Origin of the sequence: Corallococcus sp. CA054B (assembly GCF_003611625.1) — a bacterium.
In the GTDB taxonomy this organism is placed as follows: Bacteria; Myxococcota; Myxococcia; order Myxococcales; family Myxococcaceae; genus Corallococcus; species Corallococcus coralloides.
In genome coordinates, this window is the sequence record NZ_RAVY01000244.1 from 1 (window position 1) to 13,264 (window position 13,264).

The window sequence follows — 13,264 nt, forward strand, 5'->3', positions numbered from 1 at the left end:
GGCAGGCGGCGCGGGGAAGCCCCCCGGGGGTGGTTGCCTTGAAAGGCCCCGGACGCTGCACACCCTGGAGGGGAGGGGGCGCGCGATGATTGAAGCGGTGAAGCTCTGGAACGAGCCGAACAACAAGTCCCACTGGGACCTGGAGCTCGACAAGGACTGGCTCATCTATTCGCGGATGGTGCGGCTGGCGGGGGCGGCGGTCCGCGCGGAGCACCCGACGCTGCCTCGGGTGCTGGGGGGCATGTCGCCCATCGACCCCGGCTTCCTGGAGCGCCTGGACCGGCAGGGCGCCCTGGACGAGGTGGACGTGGTGGCGGTGCATGGCTTCCCCCTGGATTGGAACCACTGGCCCATCGACGAGTGGCCCCTGCGCATCGCGGAGGTGCGCGCGGTGTCCCGCCATCCGGTCTGGGTGACGGAGGTGGGGGTGTCCTCCTTCGGCGCGGAGGAGGTGCAGGAGTTCGGCCTCCGGCGCACCGCGGAGCTGCTGCTGGGCCGGGTGGAGCGGCTCCACTGGTACAGCCTCTATGATCTGCCCAAAGCGTGGCCCGCCACGACGCGCCACCGCGAGGCGGAAGGGTCTTCCTACTACCGGCACTTCCACATGGGGCTGCTGCGCGAGGACGGAACGCCAAAGCGCGCGCTGCGCCACTTCGCGGACTACACGCCGCAGCTGGGCATCTGCCAGTGGTTCCACTTCCAGGACCCGCGTCTAGACGAGGCGGTGGCGTGGCTGAAGAAGCTGGGCGTGCGCCACCTGCGCACGGGCTTGAGCTGGGCGGACAGCCTGAGGCCCGGAGCGGAAGAGTGGTTCGACCGGCAGATGCGCGCGCTGGAGGACTTCGACGTGACGCTCACCTACTGCTTCACGCCCGAGTCGTGCGGCATGGCCGCGCACCACACCAGCCCGCCGAACCACGTGGAGGAATACGCGGACTTCTGCGCGCGGATGACGCGGCGCTACGCCGGCTAGGCCGCCAGGAGGCTGTCTCCCATCAAGAAGCCGGTGGTCCTGCGGCGTGGGCAATGGAGCGCCAGAGGCGTAGGCGTGCGGCCCACCGGCCCAGGAGAGCCCGGGTCCGCTGAAGGAGGTTGCCCTCTGAAGGCTTCACCCCGTGGGAGGGTTCGTGAGGGCGGGTGCGAGGAGGCTCGGGCTGGATGCACCTCCCTGGAGAGGAGGCGTCCCACCCTGTTCGACCGTCGGACAGGGTGCCCAGGGCCGCTCCCATCGCATCCTTCCCTGCGCACTCCGCACCGCGCCCACCGGACGCGAGTCCTGGAGGAGCGACTGGCGCGAGGTGGCGGAGGCCATCCGCCTCCACACCGGGGCATGCCTCCAGCGCCTCGTCCTTCACGGTGGCCGCCAAGGGAACTCCGAGGTCACGCGCCTCATGCGCTTCATCTTGCGCGTTGGCTGACGCCGGGGCCACAAGCGGCTCCTGCTCCTCCTGGGCAAGGTCTTCTTCGGGCGAGCAATGCGCCTGGGGAGCAGGAGCGAAGGCATTCAGCACGAGCTCATCGCAAGCCTTCAGCAGCGCCGGCAGCTCCTGCTGAAGCGCCCGCACGTTACGCTCGGAAAGGGCCTGTCTCGCGCAGGTGGCCCACTGGCGCAGCGCCTCTCCGCCCAGGAGCGGCAACAGTTGGGCGGCGCCTTCCAGGAATGCCCGCTGCAGGGACTGAACGAGGAGCACGTGCCCGGGCCGGCCCGCCACCCGGGCTGCCTGCCGCAGCAACGCGAATTCCACCTGCGCGCAGCTGGCCCCCGGCTCCCAGCGCGCCGCATCCCAAAGCCCGAAGCACGTACTCCCCAGCCGGTCCAGGTCGAGGTCCGAGGCCCTCGCGCAGCAGTCGACCAGCAGCTCCACCAGAACCTGCCGCTTGAGGCTGAAGTAGCCCTCCAGAAGCCACCGGGCGTCCGGGTTGCGCGCGTCATGCAGCGCCAGGCCCAGGTTCTCCAGCGTCAGTGACTCATCCAGCGCCACCGCGCGAGTCCTGCTCCCTGGGTGCTGCACCACCAGGCCCCGCGCCGCCAGCCGCCTTAGCGCCTCGCGGATGGTGCCCCGGCACACCCCATAGCGCAGCGCCAGCTTCGCTTCGGGGCCGAATTGCCCGCTCGGGGGCAACCGTCCCAGCGCGATGTCGCGCTCGATTTGTGCCTCCACATAGGCCACGAGTCCTCCCCGTCCGATCCCCATTCCCCCTCCTCGTCCCAGCATCGCCATCCAACCACAGGGGTCTGACATGGACGCGCGGGACCCACCCTCCGCGTCGCTTGCCGGGCCAGCGCGCCCCCGGGCCGCATTGGGCGAAAACCTGTCCGACTGTCGGACAAGTTCGCGGGCTCCATGGGGCGAAAACCTGTCCGACTGTCGGACAGGTTTTGAGGCAACCGGTCCCGGGCGGGCGCCTCTGTTCGTGCCCCACCTTCGTGTCCGCGCACGCATGCCGTCGCGTCCCCGCGACGCAGCGCGACCTGGGGCCTCATGCCGCGAAGCTTGTCCGACAGTTGGACAGGTTTTGAGGGAACCCGCCCCGGGCGGGCGCCTCTGCCCGTGCCCTATCTTCGCGCCCGCGCACGTATGACGTTGTGCCCCTATCGGGCTGGCGCGGCCTCGGGCCCCAGGCGGGAAAACGTGTCGGACAGTCGGACAGGTTTTGAGTCAATCGGGCCCGGGCGGGTGCCTCCACCCGGGGCACTCTCTTGGCGTCAGCGCACGCTCGACGTCACGGTCCATCGCCGCGCTCGGCGATGCGTGTCCTCGTCTTCAACCTGTCCGACAGTCGGACAGGTTTGGGAAAGGGGCGCTCGGCGGGCGCCTCTACTCATGACCCTGACCTGGAGCTCGCACGCACCACGCCATGACTCACCGCCGCGCTTCGCCACTCAAAGGCCCTCGTGGAGCGCTTCGGGGGGCAGGATGGGGCAACGAGCTGGCGGCGAGCTGCTCAGATGGTCCCGTAGACGTGAGGCGTAGCGGGCCGCGGCGGCTCTCAGACGGGTGGCTTCATTGGGATTCGTCCTCTCCAATGTGGTCCCGGCCAGGGTGTGGTGGCCGCATTGGAAGGCGAGGTAGCAGGGCCGGTAGAAGCGCAGCAGCCAGGGGGAGACGCGGTGGCCGCTGGCGTGCTCGACGTGCGTGGCGAGCGCGGGTTCGCTCAGGTCCAGCTCCACGGCGGCGCCCACGATGTCCCAGGCCACATCCTGACAGCCCACCAGATCGAGCCCGGCGTGGTGGTCCACGGCGTCCGTCTTGAGCAACTGGCCTCCGGGGAGGACGAGCCATTCCCATGCGTGAAGCTTGTGGTCTGTTTCCACGGGCCACGCGGTTCGTGCGAGCGCGTCCAGGTGGGGCATCCATCCGTCGAGGACCCGCGCGAGTCCTTCGTCCAGGACGCGGGCGGTGTTGTACCGGGCCATCTCCAGCAACTGGTGCAGGGGGGCGCCGCGTCCGGGCTCCGGCGCGGGGAAGGCCCGTGCGCGGAAGCCGAGGTAGTGGCCCACGTGCTCCAGGAGCATGGCGCGGTCCAGCGCGTGTGCGAGCGGCAGGGGACAGGCTCGCGGTGCGGCGGGGGCCAGGTCGTCCGCGTGCGACCGCGCGAGCCAGGGTTGGACGAGGAAGCCGTGCCGTAGTCCCGTGACCGGAGGTGTGAAGCCGGCGCTCGCGAGTTGCCGTGCTCGGTGGACCCGATGCTCCGCTGGGACGCCGAGGCCCGCGAAGCGAAGCAGGAAGATTCCTCGCTCCGTGGTCAGCAGGTACTTGCGGCGCTCCTGCTGGACGTGGACCGCGGGCCAGTCTCGCGGATCCGGAAAGAGGTGCCGGCGCCAGGTGCCCGCGCTGATGTCCTCCATCGGCGCGATGGCGGGTCCGGTGAGGTCTTCCACCCAGGACATGAGTCGCGTGGCGCAGGTGTCGAAGTCCGGGGGGTGACGGTGGGCGTGTGCCCAGCGTGCACGGTGATGCTCGCTGGCCATGGGACCTGGAGCGCCCGCGTGGCTGGGGAAGAAGTGGAGCCGCTCGCGGCGCATGCCCCGGGCCTCCAGGAAGTCGGCCACCGCGCCGAAGGTGCTGCCCGACAGTCCAGGCCCCTCATCCACGATGGCCACCGCGTCCGAGTGGGCCGCGGCGTCCAACTCGCGTGTGAGCTGGGGGCCGGGATGCAACTGGCGTTCAAAAGGAGGACCCTCGGGGCGGACCGTGATGGGCGGCGAGGGTGCACCGAGGCCCGCGGCGACGACGCACGCGAGCCCGGTGCCGATGCTGCGCACGCCCACCACCCGCGTCGAACCCGCGAGCCGCGAGGCCCGCGCGGCCTCCAGATATAGCTCCGGGTACAGCGCGAAGTGCGCGTAGCCCTCGGGTTCCTTCAGGGTCACCCGCGCGGGCAGGGCGCTGCGCTCCAGTGACTGGAGTAGCGCTGACAGCGTGCTCCACTCCGACGATTCACACAGCGCGTGGCGCGAGGCCGTACCCGGTGCGGTGACGCCATCCCACGATTCACGCAGGCGCTTCGCGAGCGCCAGGGGCAGGGCGAGCCTGCCCTCACGCTGGGGGCCTGCTCCGTCCTCGCCCGTGGCCTCCATGTCCGCGTCGAGCAGGCCCTGGGCGAGCACGCTGGCTTCGATGAACAGCGTCACCAGCTCCGCGTGCCCCTCCAGCCCTGGAGGCAGTGTGGCCAGCCGCGGCAGCCGGGCCTTCAGCGGGCCGAGAACCTCCCTGGGGTCCAGCATTCGCGGATGGTCCCCATGAACGAGCATGACCTCTCAGCGTCCGCCCGTCGTTTCCATGCAGGCACGCAGATGCCGGTACGCGATGGTGCCCAGGGCTTCGAGCGTGGGCTCCGGCCACGTGACGGACCGCTCCGCGCGCACGTCCCGCGTGTACGTGATGAAGGCCTTCAGTTGCTCCGGGCTGGGCGACACGCAGGGGCGCCGCGTCTTCGCCAGTTCCAGCGCTTCGAGCGGCGCCAGCCCTTGCTCCACCAGCACGCACAACGCCAGCAGCGCGCTCCGCCCGATGCCGTGCTCACAGTGGATGAGGACCTTCTGCTCCTGCGTCAGCCGTTCGCGCACCCACGCGACGCCGTCGTGGATCATCCTCGAATGAATGGCGCGCATGTCCACCGTGGGCAGGTGCAGGAAGGTGATGCCGTGCTCCCGGAGCACGTGCTCGTCGTCCTGGCACTCCACCCGGACATCCACCACATGACGCACGCCCAGCTTCTGGGCCAGATGCGCGGCGGCATCCATGGGATAGCTTCCGCCCACCGCCAACAGCGGCGTCACCCAATCGAGATTGAGCTCCCGCTCCTTCACGCGCATGCGTGCTCCCTTCCGCTCCATCACCCTGGGGCAGTGGAGGGAAGATGGGGCCCGCGGTGATGGACGGCCGGGCGGCCTCGAAGAGCTCCGGGCGCTCGGCCCGCTGAGTGGCGGTGGTGGGGGAGGGGACATGGCGCCTTTCACGAAGGGCTGGCCGGTAGCGCTGTGGGTCGTGCTGCTCGTGGGCTGCGCGGCCCACCGTCCACCGCCCGCCGCCCCGGCTCCGCTCCAGGAGGTGGAGCGCTTCGCCCGGTTCGAGGTCGGCTTCACCGTCCCCGGCATCACGAGCGCCCCGGACGATGTCCCCGTGCACGCGCGCTTCGTGGCTCCCTCTGGCCGGGAGATGGACGTGGGCGGATTCCCCGTGGCGGGCGGCGGCTTCCGCGTGCGCTTCACTCCCCAGGAGGTGGGCGAATACCACTACCGCGTCCAGGCGGGAGCGAAGGAGGTCGCATCGGGCCGGTTCCTGTCCCGGCCGTCGTCACGCCGGGGTTTCGTGCGCCGCAGCACGGTCTCCGCGCACCACCTGGCGTGGGAGGACGGCACGCCCTTCCTTCCGCTGGGAGAGAACCGCTTCAACGTCTACGACCCCACCTGGAATCAGGGCCAGCAGTCCGCCACGGAGTACATCGCCGGCATGGCGGCGCGCGGGATGAACACCCTGCGCGTCTTCATCTTCACCGACTGCGAGCGGGAGGAGCCGGAGCCCGGCCCCCAGCCCGGCTGCCTGGAGCCGCGCCCCGGCGTCTTCGACCCGGAGGTCGCCGCGCGCTACGACGCCATCCTCGACGCCGCCGAGCGGCACGGCCTGCAGGTCATCCTCACCCTCTTCGCGGTGGGCTTCACGCCGGGCGAGACGTGGAAGAGCTGGGAGGACAACCCCTACAGCACCGCGCGCGGAGGCCCCGCCGCCATGCCCGATGACTTCTTCGACCGGCCACAGCTGGCCGAGCGGCGGCTGCGCTACGTGCTCGCGCGCTTCGGTGCGTCCCCCGCCCTGCTGGCCGTGGACCTGCTCAACGAGCCGGAGTGGGACGGCAACGTCGGCGAGGCGACGTGGATGCCCTGGGCGGTGAAGCTCGCGCAGACGTGGCACGCGGAGGACCCGTACGGGCACCTGGTCACGGTGGGCTCGGTGGGACTGCACTGGAACGTCGATGGTGACGAGCGCCCCTGGTACGCGAGCCGGCAGGACGACCTCCTGCAATGGCACCTGTACGGCAAGGAGTTCTATGAGGTGCATGCGCTCGCGGCGGAGCTGACGCGCAAGGTGGCGGAGACGTGGGGCTACGACAAGCCCATCCTCCTGGGCGAGTTCGGCTACGGCGGCGAAGACCGCCGGACGTACGACCACACGCACGTGGGCATCTGGGTCACCACCTTCTGTGGGGCCGGAGTGCTCGCGCACAGCGCCCCGCCGTTCACCGAGGACTCCGACGTGCCGATGACGCCGGAGCGCGGGCGTCACTTCCGCGTGCTGGCGGACTACCTCGCCCGCCTGCCTCCGGGGGCGCCGCTGCTGCCACAAGAGGCGCCTCCGGCGTCACCCGCCGGCACGCGGGCCTGGTCCATGGGCCGCCCGGGCCTCCAGGCGCTGTGGGTGATGGGCGCGAAGCAGGGCTATGGCGAGCCCGTGTCCGACGCCCGGGTGCGCGTGCGGCTTGCTCCCGGGGAGTACCGCATCACCTGGTGGAACGACGTGACGGGCGAGGTGCTGAGCCGCGAGCAGCGGCTCGTGTCGGAGCCGGAGGTGTCGCTCACCGTGCCCCCGTTCGTGCGGCACGCGGCCGGCGTGGTGGAGGCCGTCCGCTGAGCCCGCGCGTGGCGACGAGTCCACAGCGGGCCCGCCCCATCGCGCCGGGTCCCACCCGCGGAGGCCGGTCCTAGCTTGAGGCGATTCACCGGGGGAGGGCTGCACATGGATGGCGCGGCGGTGGCGGGCTCGATGCGGGCGGCGGTCGTGGGAGGGCCTCGGGGCATCCGCGTGGAGCGCGTGGCCCGGCCTGAACCGGGCCCCGGTCAGGTGCGGGTGCGGCTGGAGGGCTGCGGCGTCTGCGGCTCCAACCTCCCCGTGTGGGAAGGACGCGACTGGTTCCGCTACCCCCTGCCGCCCGGCGCTCCGGGCCACGAGGGCTGGGGTGTGGTGGACGCCCTGGGCCCGGACGTCTCTGGCCTGAAACCCGGTGACCGCGTGGCCATGCTCTCGTCGGCCGCCTTCGCGGAGTACGACGTGGCGGACGCGGCCTCCACGGTGGTGCTGCCGCCGTCGCTCGCGGGCAAGCCCTTTCCCGGCGAACCCCTGGGCTGCGCGATGAACATCTTCCGGCGCGCGGACATCCAGCCGGGCCAGACGGTCGCCATCATCGGCATCGGCTTCCTGGGCGCGGTGGTGACGCGGCTCGCGGCCCACGCGGGCGCGCGCGTGCTGGCAGTCGCCCGCAGGCCCTGGGCGCTGGAGCTGGCGCGCGGCCAGGGCGCCGCCGAGTGCATCCCCATGGATGACCACCACCGCATCATCGAGCGCGTGAAGTCCCTGACCGGGAACACCTTCTGCGACCGCGTCATCGAAGTCGTCGGCGAGCAGTGGCCGTTGGACCTCGCCGCGGAGCTCACTCGCGTGCGCGGCAGGCTGGTCATCGCGGGCTACCACCAGGACGGGCCCCGGCAGGTGAACCTGCAGCTGTGGAACTGGCGCGGGCTGGACGTCGTCAACGCCCACGAGCGCGACCCCCAGGTCTACGTCGAGGGCATGCGCATGGCCGTGGACGCCGTCGCCTCCGGCCGGTTGGATCCATTCCCCCTCTTCACCTCCTTCCCCATGGCGGAGCTGGACCGCGCCTTCGAGGCCATGCGCGCGCGCCCGGACGGCTTCCTCAAGGGGATCGTCACCCCATGAGCGCCACCTCGGGAGCGAAACCCCGCGTCGGCTTCCTGGGCGTGGGCTGGATTGGACGCAACCGCATGGAGGCCGTCGTGCGCTCGGAGCAGGTCCAGGTGGTGGGCCTCTGCGACCCCTCCGCCGACGCGGCCCGGGAAGCCCAGGCGCTCGTCCCTGGCGCGAGATGCGTCGGGTCGCTGGACGCGCTGCTCGACCTGGAGCTCGACGGGCTGGTCATCGCCACGCCCAGCGCGGTGCATGCGGAGCAGTCCCTATGCGCGCTGGAGCGGGGCGTGTCCGTGTTCTGCCAGAAGCCCCTGGGTCGCACGGCCGCGGAGGTGCGCCGCGTGGTGGAGGCAGCCCGCGCGAAGGACCGGCTCCTGGGCGTGGACCTGAGCTACCGCTTCACCACCGGCATGCGGCGATTGCACGAGCGCATCCAGGCGGGCGCGCTGGGCCACGTCTACGCGGTGAACCTCGTGTTCCACAACGCGTACGGCCCGGACAAGCCGTGGTTCTACGACCCGAAGCAGGCGGGCGGCGGCTGCGTGATGGACCTGGGCATCCACCTGGTGGACCTGGCGCTGTGGACGCTCGGCTTTCCGGCGGTGGAGGCGGTGGCCACCCGGCGCTTCGCTCAAGGCCGGCCGCTGGCCTCGCGCGAGGAGGGCGTGGAGGACTTCGCCGCCGCGCAGCTCCTCTTGAGCACGGGCACGGCCGTGCAGCTCGCCTGCTCCTGGAAGCTGCCCGCCGGGTGCGACGCGGTCATCGAGGCGGCCTTCTACGGCACGAAGGGCGGCGCGGCGTTCCGCAACGTGGACGGCTCCTTCTACGACTTCACCGCGGACGTGTTCCAGGGCACGAAGCGTGAGCGGCTGAGCGCGCCGCCCGACGCCTGGGGCGGACGGGCCGCCGTGGCGTGGGCCACCCGGCTGGCGAAGGGCGAGCGCTTCGACGCGGAAGCCGAGCGGCTCGTGGACGTGGCCACCACGCTGGACCGGCTCTACGCCTGAGCCGCGCAGGGAAGGGGTGGGGACAGCGGCGCGTTTCCCTCGCTCATGCAGAACGCCTCCGTCCCTTCCGCATCGCTGTCGCGCGCGATGGCCTGGCTCCAGCCGCACCGGCGCGCGGTCGTCTTCATCCTCCTGCTGGTGCTGACGGGCTCCGCGCTGAGCGCGCTGGAGCCGCTGGTGCTCAAGTACATCTTCGACCAACTGGGCGCGCAAGGCGCCGCCCGGGCGGTGCTCCTGGGCGTCGTGGGGCTGGTGCTCATGGGCCTGACGCGCGAGTCGCTCGCCTCCACGGCGAACTGGCTCACCTGGCGCACGCGCATCGGCGTGCACTATTCGCTCAACGAGGCCACCGTCACGCGCCTCCACTCGCTGCCCCTGAGCTTCCACCGCGAGGAGGGCGTGGGCGCCATCATGACCCGGCTCGACCGCGGGATGCAGGGCTTCGTGGGCGCCATCACGGAGCTGGCCTTCAACGTCGTTCCCGCCGCGGCGTACCTGCTGCTCTCCGTCATCATCATGCTGCGGCTGGACTGGCGGCTGGCGCTGGTGGCGCTCGCGTTCGCGCCCATCCCCGTGCTCATCGCCCGCAAGGCCGCGCCCGTGCAGACGAAGCGCGAGCAGACGCTGATGGACCGCTGGGCCAGTATCTACGCCCGCTTCAACGAAGTGCTCTCCGGCATCGTCACCGTGAAGAGCTGCGCCATGGAGGAGCGTGAGAAGCAGCGCTTCCTGCACGGCGTGTGGGAGGCCAACGCCGTCGTCGTCCGGGGCGTGGGCTACGACGCGGTGGTGAGTGGCAGCCAGAACATCGTCGTGCTGGTGGCGCGCGTGGCGTCCATCGGCATGGGGGCACTGCTGGTGCTCCGGGGGGACATCACCACCGGCACACTGGTGGCGTTCCTGGGCTACATCGGCGGGCTGTTCGGCCCGGTGCAGGGCCTGAGCGGCGTGTACCGCACGCTGCGCACGGCGTCCGTGGCCATGCATCAGGTGTTCTCCATCCTGGACGCGCAGGACCACCTGGGCGACGCGCCGGACGCGCGCGAGGTGACGGGCGTGAAGGGCGAGGTGGAGTTCTCCAATATCCACTTCGCCTACCCCTCCAGCGCGGGCGAGGGCCGGCCGCTCTTGCGCGGCGTGGACCTGAAGGTGCGTCCGGGAGAAACGATTGCCCTCGTGGGTCCGAGCGGCGCGGGCAAGACGACGCTGATGAGCCTCCTGTACCGCTTCTACGACCCCATCCAGGGCACGGTGCGCATCGACGGGCAGGACGTCCGCTCGCTCAAGCAGATGTCGCTGCGCCGCCACATTGGCGTGGTGCTCCAGGACAGCCTGCTCTTCAACGAGAGCGTGCGCGCGAACATCGCCTACGGCCGGCCGGAGGCCTCGCAGGCGGAGATTGAAGCCGCCGCCCGCGCCGCGCACGCGGACGTCTTCATCCAGCACCTGCCCCAGGGCTACGACACCGTGGTGGGGGAGAAGGGCAGCCGGCTGTCCGCCGGTGAGCGCCAGCGCATCGCCATCGCGCGGTCGCTGCTCAAGGACCCGCCCATCCTCGTGCTGGACGAGCCCACCAGCGCCCTGGACGCGGAGAGCGAGGCGCTGGTGCAAGAGGCGCTGGGCCGCCTGATGAAGGGCCGCACCACGTTCGCCATCGCCCACCGGCTGTCCACGGTGGTGGACGCGGACCGCATCCTGGTGCTCCAGGAGGGCCGCATCGTCGAACAGGGACGGCACGAGGAGCTCATGCACCACGGCGGCTACTACGCGTCGCTCGTGCGCCGACAGACGCGGGGGCTGCTGCCCGACCGCCCCCTGGCGCCTCCGTCACCTCTGTCCGCCTGAGCGGGCGCGCATCCAGGCGAGCCATCAGGGAGGGGTGACCCGGACGGTGTGGTGTTTACCGTTCTCTCGGACAGGCCAGTGGCCGCGCGCGTGGACGCGGCCCTGGGGGCGGGAGGGCACATGGGCCGCAAACACATCCTCATCACCGGGGGGGCGGGCTTCATCGGCTCGCACCTGGCGGACGAGCTGCTCGCGCACGGTCACCGGGTGCGGGCGCTGGACGCCCTGGTGCCCCAGGTGCATGGCCCCGGAGACGAGCGCCCGGACTACCTGTCGCCGGAGGTGGAGCTCCACGTGGGGGACGTGCGCGACGCGCAGGCGGTGCGCCGGGCGCTGGAGGGCGTGGACTGCGTCGTGCACCTGGCCGCCGCGGTGGGCGTGGGCCAGAGCATGTACGAGGTCGCCCACTACACGTCGGTGAACAACCAGGGCACCGCCGTGCTGCTCCAGGCCCTCATTGAACGCCCGGTGGAGCGGCTGGTGGTGGCCTCCAGCATGAGCGTCTACGGCGAGGGGCTGTACCTCACGCCGGACGGGCGCACGGCGCCGGGGCCGGAGCGGTCGCTGTCCCAGCTGCAGGCGGGGGACTGGGAGCCGCGCGACGCGAACGGTGCGCGGCTGACGCCCGTGCCCACGCCCGAGGACAAGACGCCCACGCTGTCGTCCGTCTACGCGCTGTCGAAGTTCGACCAGGAGCGGCTGTGCCTGCTGGTGGGCCGCGCATACCGCATCCCCACCGTGGCCTTGCGCTTCTTCAACGTCTACGGCCCGCGCCAGGCGCTCTCCAACCCGTACACCGGCGTGCTGGCCATCTTCGCGTCGCGGCTGCTCAACGGGAACGCGCCGCTGCTCTTCGAGGACGGCCTGCAGCAGCGCGACTTCGTGAACGTGCACGACGTGACGCAGGCCTGCCGGCTGGCGCTCCAGGTGGAGGCCGCCGCCGGACAGGTGCTCAACGTGGGCAGCGGTCGCGCCGTCACCGTGCGCGAGGTGGCGCGCGCGGTGGGCGAGGTGATGGGCCTGTCCCGGATGCGGCCGGCGGTGACGGGGAAGTACCGCATGGGCGACATCCGCCACTGCTTCGCGGACATCACCCGCGCGCGCGAGGTGCTGGGGTACGCGCCCCGCGTCGGTTTCCAGGAGGGGCTCCTGGAGCTGTCGCGGTGGCTGGTGGGCCAGGTGGCCCAGGACCGGGCCGCGCAGGCGCGGGCGGAGCTGGACGCGAGGGGGCTCACGGTATGAGGCCCGGACGAGGGGAAGGGACGGTCGTCATCTTCGGGGGCGCGGGCTTCATCGGCTCCAACGTGGCGGACCATTACCTCCAGGACGGGCGGACGGTGCGCGTGTTCGACAACGTGTCGCGCCCCGGCGTGGAGAAGAACCTGCGCTGGCTGCGCGAGCGCCATGGCGAGCGTCTGCGCATCGACGTGGCGGACACGCGCGACCTGAGCGCGGTGCGGCGGGCGCTGCACGGCGCGAGCGAGGTGTTCCACTTCGCCGCGCAGGTGGCGGTGACGCACAGCCTCCAGTCCCCGCTCCACGACTTCGACGTCAACGCGCGCGGCACGCTCCACGTCCTGGAGGCGCTGCGGGAGATGGAGACTCCCGCGTCGCTGGTGTTCACCTCCACCAACAAGGTCTACGGAGGGTTGCCGGGGCTGGCGCTCGCGGTCCGTGGGCAGCGCTACGCGCCCACGGAGCCGCGCACGCTGGCGCATGGCATCAGCGAGCAGTGCCCGCTCGACTTCGAGAGCCCCTACGGGTGCTCCAAGGGGGCGGCGGACCAGTACGTGCTGGACTACGCGCGCACCTTCGGCCTGCCGACGGTGGTGTTCCGGATGAGCTGCATCTACGGGCCCCGGCAGTTCGGCACGGAGGACCAGGGCTGGGTGGCGCACTTCCTCCTGCGAGCGCTGGAAGGCGAGCCGCTCACGCTCTACGGCGACGGCATGCAGGTGCGCGACATCCTCTTCGTGGAGGACCTGGTGCGCGCCTTCTGGCTGGCCCAGCAGGCCATGCCGCGCATCCGGGGCCGGGCCTTCAACATCGGTGGGGGGCCGGGGCAGACGGTGAGCCTGCTGGAGCTGCTCGCGCTCATCCAGCGACGCACGGGCCGGATGCCGCGCGTCGGCTTCGAGGACTGGCGCACGGGCGACCAGCGCTACTACGTCTCCGACACGCGCGCCTTCACGCGGGCCACCGGATGGG

Annotated in this window: 10 protein-coding genes; 7 read left to right on the plus strand and 3 right to left on the minus strand. The window is 71.4% G+C overall.

Features of this window, described 5'->3' with window-relative positions:
• The first annotated feature begins 85 nt into the window (after positions 1-85).
• Entirely contained in the window at positions 86-973 is an 888-nt protein-coding gene (locus tag D7V80_RS36430; protein ID WP_120592464.1) for a beta-xylosidase, read from the plus strand.
• A gap of 22 nt (positions 974-995) precedes the next feature.
• Here the strand turns inward: D7V80_RS36430 and D7V80_RS36435 are convergent, their stop codons facing one another.
• From D7V80_RS36435 to D7V80_RS36445, 3 genes are all read right to left on the minus strand, one after another.
• Complete coding sequence (locus tag D7V80_RS36435; protein WP_120592465.1) at positions 996-2,195, minus strand: FadR/GntR family transcriptional regulator; 1,200 nt, start codon at positions 2,193-2,195, stop codon at positions 996-998.
• Positions 2,196-2,884: 689 nt separating this feature from the next.
• Positions 2,885-4,729, minus strand: coding sequence for an aminoglycoside phosphotransferase family protein (locus D7V80_RS36440; RefSeq protein WP_233585986.1), 1,845 nt, complete (start codon positions 4,727-4,729; stop codon positions 2,885-2,887).
• Positions 4,730-4,762: 33 nt separating this feature from the next.
• Positions 4,763-5,320: a dual specificity protein phosphatase family protein gene (locus D7V80_RS36445; RefSeq protein ID WP_120592467.1), complete on the minus strand. Its 558-nt coding sequence runs from the start codon at positions 5,318-5,320 to the stop codon at positions 4,763-4,765.
• Positions 5,321-5,450: 130 nt separating this feature from the next.
• Here D7V80_RS36445 and D7V80_RS36450 point away from each other — a divergent pair, with 130 nt between their 5' ends.
• The 6 genes from D7V80_RS36450 to D7V80_RS36475 form a co-directional block, all read left to right on the plus strand.
• Positions 5,451-7,133: a DUF5060 domain-containing protein gene (locus D7V80_RS36450; protein ID WP_120592468.1), complete on the plus strand. Its 1,683-nt coding sequence runs from the start codon at positions 5,451-5,453 to the stop codon at positions 7,131-7,133.
• 105 nt (positions 7,134-7,238) lie between these two features.
• Positions 7,239-8,216, plus strand: coding sequence for a zinc-binding dehydrogenase (locus D7V80_RS36455; protein ID WP_120592469.1), 978 nt, complete (start codon positions 7,239-7,241; stop codon positions 8,214-8,216).
• Positions 8,213-9,211, plus strand: coding sequence for a Gfo/Idh/MocA family protein (locus D7V80_RS36460; RefSeq protein WP_120592470.1), 999 nt, complete (start codon positions 8,213-8,215; stop codon positions 9,209-9,211). Before D7V80_RS36455 ends, D7V80_RS36460 begins: the two co-directional genes overlap by 4 nt.
• 45 nt (positions 9,212-9,256) lie before the next feature.
• Positions 9,257-11,056 (plus strand): ABC transporter ATP-binding protein, encoded by a 1,800-nt coding sequence (locus D7V80_RS36465; RefSeq protein ID WP_233585988.1) that lies wholly within the window; start codon positions 9,257-9,259, stop codon positions 11,054-11,056.
• 120 nt (positions 11,057-11,176) lie between these two features.
• A complete protein-coding gene (locus tag D7V80_RS36470; protein WP_120592473.1) occupies positions 11,177-12,298 on the plus strand; it encodes an NAD(P)-dependent oxidoreductase in 1,122 nt (373 codons plus the stop codon).
• Positions 12,295-13,264 (plus strand): NAD-dependent epimerase/dehydratase family protein (locus D7V80_RS36475; RefSeq protein ID WP_120592471.1); only part of this gene is annotated, 970 nt, incomplete at its 3' end. The genes D7V80_RS36470 and D7V80_RS36475, both read left to right, overlap by 4 nt.

What these genes read in the sequence shown, in the direction of transcription:
- D7V80_RS36465 (WP_233585988.1), top strand. Translation starts at nt 9,257, where the DNA reads ATGCAGAACGCCTCCGTCCCTTCCGCATCGCTGTCGCGCGCGATGGCC.
- D7V80_RS36435 (WP_120592465.1), bottom strand. Translation starts at nt 2,195, where the DNA reads ATGGGGATCGGACGGGGAGGACTCGTGGCCTATGTGGAGGCACAAATC.
- D7V80_RS36455 (WP_120592469.1), top strand. Translation starts at nt 7,239, where the DNA reads ATGGATGGCGCGGCGGTGGCGGGCTCGATGCGGGCGGCGGTCGTGGGA.
- D7V80_RS36450 (WP_120592468.1), top strand. Translation starts at nt 5,451, where the DNA reads ATGGCGCCTTTCACGAAGGGCTGGCCGGTAGCGCTGTGGGTCGTGCTG.
- D7V80_RS36470 (WP_120592473.1), top strand. Translation starts at nt 11,177, where the DNA reads ATGGGCCGCAAACACATCCTCATCACCGGGGGGGCGGGCTTCATCGGC.
- D7V80_RS36440 (WP_233585986.1), bottom strand. Translation starts at nt 4,729, where the DNA reads ATGCTGGACCCCAGGGAGGTTCTCGGCCCGCTGAAGGCCCGGCTGCCG.
- D7V80_RS36460 (WP_120592470.1), top strand. Translation starts at nt 8,213, where the DNA reads ATGAGCGCCACCTCGGGAGCGAAACCCCGCGTCGGCTTCCTGGGCGTG.
- D7V80_RS36445 (WP_120592467.1), bottom strand. Translation starts at nt 5,320, where the DNA reads ATGCGCGTGAAGGAGCGGGAGCTCAATCTCGATTGGGTGACGCCGCTG.
- D7V80_RS36430 (WP_120592464.1), top strand. Translation starts at nt 86, where the DNA reads ATGATTGAAGCGGTGAAGCTCTGGAACGAGCCGAACAACAAGTCCCAC.